At 65.1% G+C, this 11,138-nt stretch carries 10 protein-coding genes; 7 read left to right on the forward strand and 3 right to left on the reverse strand.

Going from position 1 to position 11,138, the window contains the following annotated elements:
* Nucleotides 1-626 precede the first annotated feature (626 nt).
* Nucleotides 627-1,538 (reverse strand): nucleotidyltransferase family protein, encoded by a 912-nt coding sequence (locus tag BN3659_RS09245; protein WP_171847743.1) that lies wholly within the window; start codon nt 1,536-1,538, stop codon nt 627-629.
* A 190-nt stretch (nt 1,539-1,728) separates the two neighbouring features.
* Here BN3659_RS09245 and BN3659_RS09250 point away from each other — a divergent pair, with 190 nt between their 5' ends.
* The 7 genes from BN3659_RS09250 to BN3659_RS09280 all read left to right on the forward strand — a co-directional run bounded on the left by BN3659_RS09250 (nt 1,729) and on the right by BN3659_RS09280 (nt 9,957).
* Nucleotides 1,729-2,601: a murein hydrolase activator EnvC family protein gene (locus BN3659_RS09250; protein WP_091536428.1), complete on the forward strand. Its 873-nt coding sequence runs from the start codon at nt 1,729-1,731 to the stop codon at nt 2,599-2,601.
* 3 nt (nt 2,602-2,604) lie between these two features.
* The gene (gene dxr, locus BN3659_RS09255) at nt 2,605-3,756 is read left to right on the forward strand and encodes a 1-deoxy-D-xylulose-5-phosphate reductoisomerase (RefSeq protein WP_091536430.1); all 1,152 of its coding nucleotides are present in this window, start codon (nt 2,605-2,607) and stop codon (nt 3,754-3,756) included.
* 568 nt (nt 3,757-4,324) lie between these two features.
* Nucleotides 4,325-5,647 (forward strand): RIP metalloprotease RseP, encoded by a 1,323-nt coding sequence (gene rseP / locus BN3659_RS09260; RefSeq protein WP_091536431.1) that lies wholly within the window; start codon nt 4,325-4,327, stop codon nt 5,645-5,647.
* Between the two features lie 322 nt (nt 5,648-5,969).
* Nucleotides 5,970-6,596 carry a lactate utilization protein gene (locus tag BN3659_RS09265; RefSeq protein WP_091536433.1) on the forward strand — a complete coding sequence of 209 codons (627 nt, stop codon included), beginning with the start codon at nt 5,970-5,972 and terminating at the stop codon, nt 6,594-6,596.
* A 364-nt stretch (nt 6,597-6,960) separates the two neighbouring features.
* Nucleotides 6,961-8,328, forward strand: coding sequence for a DNA repair protein RadA (radA, locus tag BN3659_RS09270; RefSeq protein WP_091536434.1), 1,368 nt, complete (start codon nt 6,961-6,963; stop codon nt 8,326-8,328).
* A gap of 33 nt (nt 8,329-8,361) precedes the next feature.
* Complete coding sequence (locus tag BN3659_RS09275) at nt 8,362-9,324, forward strand: GDP-mannose 4,6-dehydratase (RefSeq protein ID WP_091536436.1); 963 nt, start codon at nt 8,362-8,364, stop codon at nt 9,322-9,324.
* A 306-nt stretch (nt 9,325-9,630) separates the two neighbouring features.
* Nucleotides 9,631-9,957: a thioredoxin family protein gene (locus BN3659_RS09280; protein ID WP_091536437.1), complete on the forward strand. Its 327-nt coding sequence runs from the start codon at nt 9,631-9,633 to the stop codon at nt 9,955-9,957.
* Here BN3659_RS09280 and BN3659_RS09285 read toward each other — a convergent pair.
* Both BN3659_RS09285 and BN3659_RS09290 read right to left on the reverse strand, forming a co-directional pair.
* Nucleotides 9,951-10,592: a DNA alkylation repair protein gene (locus BN3659_RS09285; protein ID WP_091536439.1), complete on the reverse strand. Its 642-nt coding sequence runs from the start codon at nt 10,590-10,592 to the stop codon at nt 9,951-9,953. The genes BN3659_RS09280 and BN3659_RS09285 overlap by 7 nt on opposite strands.
* Nucleotide 10,593: 1 nt before the next feature.
* Nucleotides 10,594-11,138, reverse strand: a 545-nt coding sequence (locus tag BN3659_RS09290) for a DUF4831 family protein (protein WP_141682549.1), incomplete at its 5' end; no start/stop codon positions are given.

The raw sequence follows: 11,138 nt of genomic DNA on the forward strand, positions 1-11,138 counted from the left end.
GCCGCCCGAATGCCGGCAGCGGCCCTACCGCCGGCCCGCCTTCCGATCCGGGCGCCCCTTCGCAGAGGCCATCCCCTTGCCTGCCGTTTTCGGTCCGGCGGGTCCCAAGACGCCTTTCCCGACGCATCCGGACGATGCAGCGCCGTCGGCGAACCGCTCTCATCCCCCCCCCTTGCAAAACGGACATAAAAAAACTCACGATGCGAACAGCAGGGCATAAGACCGGAGCGAAACGGATGCGAAAAACGGAGGCCGCTCATTCAAGCCCAACCCGCGCAATCGACCGCTTCAGCCGGCCGGGCGAACTTCCGCGCAATTTTCCGCCTTGCGAAGGGCTTTACCTGCGCGACGCTCGGCTCCCCGCCTCGCCCTTGCGCGGCGAAGAGCGCCGAAAACCCGCTTCGCCCGCACGGCAGGCGCCGGTCTTACCTTTCGGCCCTCAGAAAGCACGGAAAAAGATCGAAAAAAAGGACGAATCCCCTTCTCCGTTTCCCGCCTCGGAAGAGCCCGGAACGGCTTCCGGCTCCGCACCCGGCCGAACGGAACGGCCCTTTCCTTTTCATGCCCCCCATTTCGGGCACAGACGAAACACCATGCCGGCGGTTCGCCGCACCCGCAGCGGACCGCTACTCCCAGAGCCTCTCCGGATAGCGCCCCTCGCCGATCATCCGTCGAAGAGCCGCCACGAGCGCGGGTTTGTCCTCCTTGTAGGTTACGCCGTACCACTGTGCGTCCGACCGCAGCACGCGCACCTCGACCGTTCCCCGGTCGATGAGCCGGTTGACCATCGAGGGGATGTAGCACTCGGCCCCGAGGTCGGCGGCATGTTCGCTGAGAAACGCACGGAAATATTCGGCCGAGTACGAAAAATAGTCGGGCGTGAAGCCGAACAGATTCATCGACACCGGCGTCGCGGGCGCCAGCTCCTCGTCGGCTCCGCCGTCGCGGTAGACGATCCGCCCGTCCGCCGCGCGTTCGATCCGCGTGCGTTCGACCATGCCCGCCAGATTGCCCGCGGCATCGACCGTGCAGATCCCGCGCGAAACGGTCCCGTTCTCCGAGAGCGTCTTCTCCAGATCGTAGGCCACCATACAATATTTATTTCGGCTGCCGTCGAGCGTGCGCAAACAGTCGGCCATCGTCCGGAAGGCTTCGGCCCCGTAGAAATCGTCGGCGTTCACCACGGCGAACGGCACGTCGATCCGCTCCGCGGCCATCATCACGGCGTGGTTCGTCCCCCACGGCTTCACACGCCCCTCGGGCACGGCGAACCCTTCGGGCAGAGAATCGAGCTCCTGATAGACGTACTCGACCTCGATCCGCCCGCCGAACCGTGCGGCGTTGAACACCTCCTCGAACTCGGCGGCGAACGAGCGGCGGATGACGAAGACCACCCGACCGAAGCCGGCGCGCACGGCGTCGTAGACCGAATAGTCGATGATAGCCTCGTTGGCGGGGCCCACGCCGTCCATCTGCTTCAGCGAGCCGTAGCGCGACCCCATGCCGGCGGCGAGGACCAATAATGCAGGTTTCATCATAATATCTCGAATTTTCTTCGACCACTTTTCCGTCCCGGCGACCGGCGAGGGAGCCCCCTCGCACCCGGCTCACCGGAACGGCTGCGTTGTTTCATTCGTTTGAGAACCGACGGCAAAGGTAAAATTTTCGGAGCGAAGCGACAAGGTTTTCCGCAAAATAGTTACCTTTGTACGCTTTGATCCGCAACCGATGAAATTCCTGAAATCCATATCCCGCTGGCGGCGCGAGCTGTTCCGCAAACGCCGCCTCAGCCTGCGCGATGCGAGCGACGGCGCCGAGGAGTGGCACATCCACCTCTCGCCCGCGGGCGCATTCGCGGCGTTCGTGTCGTTCGCGCTGCTGCTCTTCATCCTCATTCTCGTCCTCGCGGCCTACACCCCCGTGCTGGAGTTTCTGCCGGGCTACCGCACCGAAGCCACCCGCACGCGCGAAGCGCTGATGCGCGACGCGATGCGTCTCGACTCGATGGAACGGATGATGAACGACATGATGACCTACAACGAGCATATCGCCCTCATCATGGAGGGCAAGACCCCGGTGGTGCGGTCGCTCCGAGCCTCCGACAGCGCACGGCTCGACAAGACGCTCGTCCCGCCTTCGCGCGCGGATTCGCTGCTGCGTGCGCAGATGGAGGGCGACAGCCCCTACGGCCTCGGAGCCGAAGGCTCGCGGCGCGAGATGCGCGAAGCCATCGGCATGATAACGCCCGTGGAAGGGATCCTGACCGAAGGTTTCGACATCAAGCAGGGCCGGCTGGGCATCCGGATCGCCGCCGCGGCCGGCGCCGGCGTCTCGGCGATCGGGAACGGCACGGTGGTGCTGAGCCTCTGGACGCCGGAGGAGGGTCATGTCGTGCAGATCCAGCATCCGGACAATCTGCTTTCGGTCTACAAACACCTCTCGCAGTCGCTCGTCTCCCCGGGCCAGACCGTGCGCAGCAGCGAGGTGATCGGCTATGCGGCCGCGCCCGATGCGGACAGAAGCGAAGAGACCCGGCTTTTCGAATTCGAACTCTGGAACGACGGCAAACCCGTCGACCCGGAGGGTTATATCGTCTTTTGACCCATGAAACAACGACTCGCCATTCTCGGCTCCACGGGGTCGATCGGCATGCAGACGCTCGACGTCGTGCGCGAAAACCCCGACCGTTTCGAAGTCCGCGTCCTCACGGCGGCCCGCAACTGGCAGCGCCTCGCGCAGCAGGCCCGCGCATGCGACGCCGACGCCGCGGTGATCGCCGACGAACGCTGCTACGGCCCGCTGCGCGAAGCGCTGGCCGACACCGACATCAAGGTCTACGCCGGGACGGACGCCGTGGCACAGGTGGCCGCCGCGGGCGACACGGACACGATTGTGAACGCACTGGTGGGCTATGCGGGGCTCGCCCCCACGGTCGCGGCGCTCGACAAGGGCAAGAAGCTGGCCCTCGCCAACAAGGAGTCGCTCGTCGTGGGCGGACAGTATGTCATGCGGCTCGCGGCCGAGCGCCGGGCGCCGATTCTGCCCGTCGACTCGGAGCACTCGGCCATCTTCCAGTGCCTCATGGGCGAACGGGCTCCGGTGCGGCGGCTGATCGTTACCTGCTCGGGCGGGTCGCTGCGCGACCTGCCGCGCGAGGCGCTGGCGGACGTTACGCCCGAACAGGCGCTCCGCCACCCGCAGTGGGAGATGGGCGCCAAGATCACGATCGACTCCTCGACGCTCGTCAACAAAGGCTTCGAGGTGATCGAGGCCCACTGGCTCTTCGGCACGCCCGCGGAGCGCATCAGCGTCATCCAGCACCCGCAGGCGGTCGTACACTCGATGGTCGAGTTCGAGGACGGAGCCGTCAAAGCCCAGCTCGGGGCGCCCGACATGCGGATGCCGATCAGCTTCGCGCTGATGTACCCCGACCGTGCGCACCGCCCCTCCGAGCAGTTCGACTTTCTGGCCCATCCGCAGCTGACGTTCGAGGAGGTCGACCGCACGAAATACCCCGCGCTCGACATCGCCTACGACTGTCTGCGGCGCGGCGGCACGGCGGCCTGCACGATGAACGGCGCGAACGAAGTGGCCGTGGCCGCCTTTCTGGACCGCAAGTGCCGCTATACGGACATCGTCCGCACGATCGAACACGCTCTCGCCCGGGCGACGCACGTCGCCCGCCCCGCTTTGGCCGATTATGCCGCGGCGGATGCCGAGGCGCGCGATCTGGCGCGCGGCTTGCTGAGGCTCTGATCCGTCGCCGGGAGAAGCGGATCGCCGCTCGGACGGCCGCTTTCGTCCGGGGCGTTTCGTCAGGCCGCATACAGCGGCGAACGCCGGTGCGGGCTCTGCCGAGGCCGGAAACGGAACAGAAATCCAAGGATCGCGCACGAAGAAAGAGGCCCCGACGACTGCCGACGCCGAATCGGGCGCAACCCGAACCTTTACCGGGTAACGGCCGCGATCCCGCAACGGCGAGCGAAAAAAGACTTTTCGGACCGCTCGGCTCATCCCGGGGACCGCAGACCGAGGAGGGGGGGGGCGGAAATCGCGGACCGGAGGCCGGAGCTGCGGAACACGAACCGAGCAATGCGGACCGCAGACCGGAAACGGGCGATCGGAAACCGGGAATGGCGGAGAAGCGGAAACGGTCAGCGGGCAAGGTCTCGTTCCCGGCAGGCCGCACGCAATCCGCGACCTGACCGAAGGATTGCCGGGCCGCCGGTACGAATACGGAAAGCAACGGCTCCCGACCGGCCGGCACGGCCCGAAGGACTGCCGGGACGGGAAAACGACAACATAAGGAAATAAAACATTTAAGATGGATATTCTGATCAAAGTACTGCAACTCTTCCTCGCCTTCACGCTGCTGGTGGGCATTCACGAATTCGGGCACTTCATCATGGCCCGCATTTTCCGCATCCGCGTCGAGAAGTTCTACATCTTCTTCGACCCGTGGTTCTCGCTCTTCAAGTTCAGGCGGGGCCACACGGAATACGGTCTGGGCTGGCTACCGTTGGGCGGCTACGTCAAGATCGCCGGCATGATCGACGAGTCGATGGACAAGGAGCAGATGAAGCGCCCCGTGCAGCCGTGGGAATTCCGCGCCAAACCCGCTTGGCAGCGTTTTCTGGTGATGATCGCAGGCGTGGTGATGAACGTGCTTCTGGCCGTGGCGATCTACTGCGGCGTGAGCTACGCATGGGGCGAAAGCTACTTTTCGAACGACGACGCCCGCTGGGGCTACAACTTCAGCGACGAGGGCAAGGCCCTCGGCTTCCGCGACGGCGACCGGATCGTCGCCATAGACGGCGTGCCGGCCGAGAACGTCTCCAAGATCATCAGCGATCTGGTCATCACCGAGGGCGACCGGACCGTTACGGTGCAGCGCGGCGGCGAGGAAGTGGCGCTCCGCCTGCCGCTTGACGAACTGATCGCGCTGCGCAAGTCGAAGGGCTACGAACACCTCATGACGCTTCGCATCCCCTTCCTCATCGACAGCGTGGACCTCGCGGGTACGGGTGCCGCAGCCGGACTGCGCCGCGGCGACGAGATCGTGGCCGTCGACGGAGAGCGGGGGCTCGACTTCCCGCAGTATGCGGAACGGATCCGCCGGAGCGCCGGTGACACGGTGCGGCTCGGCGTCCTGCGCGGCGGCACGGAGCTGCCCCTTACGGCGACCGTATCGGACGAAGGGCTGCTGGGCGTATACGTCGGCAGTCCCTACACGCTCCGCACGCGGGAGTTCACCTTCTGGGAGTCGATTCCGGCGGGCATCCGCAAAACGGGCAATGTGATCTCCTCCTACTGGGATCAGCTCAGGATGATCGTGCAACCCAAAACGAAAATGTACGAGGAGGTGGGCGGATTCATCGCCATCGGCAGCATCTTCCCCTCCGTGTGGGACTGGCAGGACTTCTGGCTGAAGACGGCCTTCCTGTCGATCATTCTGGCCATCATGAACATCCTGCCCATCCCGGGGCTCGACGGCGGCCATGCGATCTTCACCTTCTGGGAGATGCTGACGGGCCGCAAGGTGAGCGACCGCGTGCTCGAAGGAGCGCAGTACGTCGGGCTGGCCATCATCCTTTTCCTGCTCCTTTATGCCAACGGCAACGACATCTACCGCTTCTTCATCAAGTAGTTCTTCCGACACGGCGCGGCGCCGAGCGGCACAGCCTCGGCGGACGAGAGGAAGGTCCCCGCACCGCCCGCAGATCGGCACCCGCCGCAACCCCGTCCCGCGGAGAGCCGCCGCCGAACGGAAACATCCGGGCGGCGCCGCCCCCTCGGCCCCGCTCCGCCGGTAGCCGCCGGGAGAGGTCTCCGCACAAACGACCGGCCGACCGGCCGGCCCGGCGGCAAGCGCCTTCCGAGCAAAGCCGGACACCGCAGACGCAGCCTTCGTCCGCCCGGACCGGACGATCGAACGATACGACGAAACCTATGAATACAATCGCATAAGCATGGAACTTTTGGAAACTTGCGCCGCAGCACTCCGCAAACACCGCTTCGAAACGGCCGTCGTCAAGAACACGGCCGAAGCCTTCGAACGGCTCAAAGCCGAGGCGGAGGCGCTCGCTCCGGCGGCCGTCTCGTTCGGCGACTCGGAGACGATGCGCGCCACGGGCATCCTCGACTTTCTGCGCGACGATCCCCGCTTCGAACTCCTCGACGGGTTCGACCCCGCGATGCCGCGCCCCGAACGGATCGAGATCCGACGCCGCGGGCTGCTGGCCGACCTCTTCATCACGGGCGTGAACGCCCTCACGACGCAGGGTACGCTCCACTGGCTCGACATGGTCGGCAACCGGATCGCACCGGTGGCTTTCGGGCCGCGGAGGGTCGTTCTGGTCGCGGGCCGCAACAAGATCGTCGCCGACCGACGGGCAGCCGAAGCGCGCATCCGCGAACTCGCCGCACCGCAGAACATCGCCCGCCACCCGGGCTTCCGCACGCCGTGCGCCCGCACGGGCGTCTGCATGGACTGCAACGCACCCGACCGCATCTGCAACACCCGCATGGAGATGCTGCGTTGCTATCCCGAGGGGCGCATCCTCGTGATCCTGATCGACGAGGAACTGGGGCTCTGAATCGGCCGCCGACGGACACGCCCTCCCCGAAATGCCGTGCGGTCTGCCGCGACGGAACCACAACGACAAGGCGCCCGCCGGCCGACCCGCGAACGAACCCGACAACGAATCGACGGCAGGCACGACGCACGGCCTACGACGCGCAACCTCTCCACCGCCCGCATTCGCCGCCCACGGCGTCGTTAGCGGCTCCGCCCCGCCGCCGATATACGCGCCCGCGAGGGGCGGCAAGCGCGAATCGCCGAACGGTCCGGCGGAAACGGCTCCGCCTCAGGCGGGAACCCGCCTCCGGTCCGCACCCGTCCGCCTGTACGAAGTCGTACCACAGAACCGAAAACCGAACTCCGAAACCGAACGAAACGAAATGGCAAAGATCAAAAAAGCATTTTTCTGCAAGAACTGCGGCTACGACGCCCCCAAGTGGCTCGGGCGCTGTCCCGCATGCGGCGAGTGGAACACCTTCACCGAGGAGGTCGTAGCCCGCGAGAGCGGCCCGGCGCCGGCGGCGGTGGGCGCGAACCTGCCCGCGGCCAAGCCGCAGCGCGTGGCCGACATCCGCGAAAGCGAACACCGCCGCATCGATCTGGGCAACGCCGAGGTGAACCGCGTACTGGGCGGCGGACTGGTCCCCGGCTCGCTCGTGCTGCTGGGCGGCGAGCCGGGCATCGGCAAATCGACCCTCTCGCTGCAAATCGCGCTCGCGGCCAACGGCCTGCGCACCCTCTATGTCTCGGGCGAGGAGTCGGCCGAACAGATCCGCATGCGGGCAGCCCGCATCGGCATCGGCAACGAGGAGTGCATGGTCTATCCCGAGACCCTTTTGGAGCACATCGTGGCGCAGATCGAGGAGCTGCGACCCGATCTGGTGGTCATCGACTCGATCCAGACCGTCTACACCGGTCTGCTCGAATCGTCGGCCGGCAGCGTCTCGCAGATCCGCGAGTGCGCCGCCACGCTGCTCAAATACGCCAAAGGCACCGGCACCCCGATCTTCATCATCGGCCACATCACCAAGGACGGCACCATAGCCGGTCCGAAGGTGCTGGAGCACATCGTCGATGTGGTGCTGCAATTCGAGGGCGACAACAACTACACCTACCGCATTCTGCGAGGCATCAAGAACCGTTTCGGCGCCACGTTCGAAATCGGCGTCTTCGAGATGCTCGACGCCGGCCTGCGCGAAGTGGACAACCCCTCGGAGATCCTGCTCACCCACTACGACGAACCGCTGAGCGGCATCTCGGTAGGCGCTGCGGCCGACGGCGTGCGGCCCTATCTGATCGAAGTGCAGGCCCTCGTCTCGGGTGCGGCCTACGGCACGCCGCAGCGCTCGGCCACGGGGTACGACGCGCGGCGCATGAACATGCTCCTCGCCGTGCTCGAAAAGCGTCTGGGCATGAAGATGTTCCAGAAAGACGTCTTCCTCAACTTCGCCGGCGGATTCCGCGTCGCCGATCCGGGGCTCGACCTCGCCGTGGTCGCGGCAGTCATCTCCTCCTACTTCGACCGTCCGATCGCCGAGGGAGTGTGCTGCGCGGCCGAAGTCGGACTGTCGGGCGAGATACGCCCCGCACCCCGGACCGAACAGCGCATCAGCGAAGCGGCCCGTCTGGGATTCAAACGAATCGTCGTCTCGGGCTATCTGGCCCAAAGCGCACGCCGTCCGAAGGGCATCGAAATCGTCTCCGTGAATCGCGTCGGCGAACTTCCGAAAGCGCTCTTTATGGAATAATTCTTGCACCCGTCCCGAACAAAAAACACAGGGATGGGAAAAAGAATCACGGTACTCGGCGGTGCGGGACTGATCGGCACGCACCTCTGTCTGCGTCTGCTCGACGAAGGGCACGAGGTGTTCTGCATGGACACCCGCGACCTTTCCGTCTCTCCGCTGCTGGCCGAAGCCTCCGGAAACGAACGTTTCCGATACGTCAACCACGACATCGTCAACGGATTCTCGATCCGCTGCGACGAAATCTACAACCTCACGGCCCCGACCCGCATGCGCTACGACCGCACGCTGCCCGTCGAGAACCTCAAGATCAATGTGCTCGGTTCGATCAACGCCCTCGAAACGGCCCGCACGGAACATGCACGTGTGGTCTTCGCCTCGTCGGGCGAGGTCTACGGAGGCTGCCGCACCGACACGTTCGCCGGCGTCCGCACGTCGCCCGAGTACATCCGCTCGGAAGGCAAACGGGCCGCGGAGGCGATGCACCGCGCCTATCGTGCGGAACACGGCGTCGATGCGCGGATCGCCCGCATATTCAACACCTACGGCACGGGCACCTCGCCCGACGAGCAGCGCGTGGTGATGAAGATGGTCGTCTCGGCGCTCCAGAACCGCGATCTGCTGATCTGCGGCAGCGGCGAGCAGACGCGGACCTTCTGTTGGGCGGGCGACATGGCCGAAGGGCTCGAACGGCTGATGCGGGTCGCCCCGTCGGACGGCACGAAGACGATCGATCTCGGCGGCGGGCACGAGGTGTCGATCCGCGCATTGGCCGAAAAGATCGTCGCCCTGACAGGCAGCCGCTCGCGGATCATCCACACCGAAGCCCGTCTGGACGATCCGCGGCGCCGGATGCCCGATCTGTCGGCGGCCAAACGCGAACTGCACTGGACTCCTGCGACCACGCTCGCCGAAGGACTTCGCCGCACGGCGGAATATGCCGAGAAGCAGCTCTCGGCCATGGCGCGCAAGAACATGAGCTGGGTGGAAATGCACTGAAGCCCACGAACCGCTTCGTCGATCCGGAGCGCGAAGCCGAAGGCCGGTTCGAGCTCTGCCGAAGGGAGGGGGCGAAAGAATCCTACCGCTTTCGCCCGACCGGACCGCGCAGCGCCCCGCTTCGGAACCGGAATAGCAGCAAGACAGGACCGAGACGACGGTGCGTTTCGCCCGACCGGACCGCGCAGCGCCCCCTTTCGGGACCGAGCGGGCGGAAAAACGGACGCAACGACACTTCCGGACTACCGCCCCCGAACCCAATCCGCAAAGGACCGGAACGAGATAACGACTGAAAAAAGCGAACGTATGAAAGATTTTGAAAAACTGATCTGGCGGGATGCATTGACGCTCGTCGATTTCTACGCATCATGGTGCGGCTCCTGCCGGCAGATGCAGCCCGTGATCGAAAAATTCAGAGTGCAGATGAACGGACGGGCGGATGTCTTCCAGATCAACATCGACTCGGCCGAAGACGCCGAGACCGTTCTCCGCTACGGCATCGACTCCGTTCCGACGCTGATCTTCTTCCGGCGCGGCGAAATCCTGTGGCGTCAGAGCGGTCGGATCACCTACGAGCAGCTGCACAAGGTGCTCGAAACGCTCGAAAAAAAGGAACACGTGATGGATCACTGAACCTCCATGCGCCACGCCATCTCCTCTCGGATCGAGTCTGCGGACGGAGATGCATCGAGAGAACCGACGAAGCGGATCACCGCATCGCGGTTCTCTTCGTTTTCATACAACTTCTCCAGCAGCGCCACGGCACCGCGTGCCGTCAGCCGGTCGTCCGGATTGCACCGCACCGCACCGGCCACCGCCGGCAGAAAGGCCGTCGTCAGCTTCGGATTACGCGCGGCCCCCAGCAGCGCCGCATAGCGCTGCAAGGCGGGACGCCCCTCTTTTGTCCACGCCCCGAACACCTCGGCGATCCGTTCCGTGCGGCTCAGCAGAGCGAAGGCCAGCTCTTCGGCCATCTCCGAATTGAGCAGTCCCGCGCCCCAGAACTCCGCCTCCGGCGCGTCCGTCGCCGCGGGATCGGCGATTCCGCAGGCCGCGAGCTTCAGTTCGCGCACATCCTGTGCATAGAGATAGCGGGCGAAACCGTCGTCGGTTCCCTCCGCCTGCGCGAGACGGCGCACCGTGGGCAGGCTCACTCCGTAATTCAACCCGTAGGGTCTCCCGTAGAAACGCATCGCATCGGCCACGGCGCCGTTGCGCTCGCGGCGCAGATCGCCCAGCAGCCGCAACATTCGCACAGTGTAGTCCATCCTATCGTTTGCGGGGCAGGGCGATCTTCACGGTGCGCCCGAATTCGTAGACCGGAAGCACGCTCTTGGCCAGTACGTTGCTGCCGCAGAGAACGATGCACTCCGCGGGATCGGCCAGCCGGAACGTTTCGTAATTCTTCGCATCCCGCTTCGCCTCCTCGTAGGAGAAGGTGCCCGTATCGCCCGAAGGTTCGATGCGCAGCATCACCATATCGCCCGAGAGGTCGGTTTCGGGCAGGATGCCGCCGTCGGGGCTGAAGCGGCAGAGGACATACTGTTTTTTGTTCTCTTCGGGAAAAACGACGAAACGGGCGGTGTGCGTATCGACGATCCGCTTGCCGAGGAAAAGTTCCAAATAGCTCTGTTCGAGCCGTCCGATCTCTTCGAGCGCCGCACCGAGCCCGGCGCCGAACACATTCTCGCCGGCCTCGCCCGTGATGAGTTCGAGCCGGTGGCGGCGCAGCGAGAAGATCGTATTCGCCGCTTCGCGGGCCGCATCCTCCAGCGGCAGCGTCTCCACCGAGGTCTTATCGGGCTGGAGGCGGG

Origin of the sequence: Alistipes sp. CHKCI003, from assembly GCF_900021155.1 — a bacterium.
GTDB classification, from domain to species: Bacteria; Bacteroidota; Bacteroidia; order Bacteroidales; family Rikenellaceae; genus Alistipes; species Alistipes excrementavium.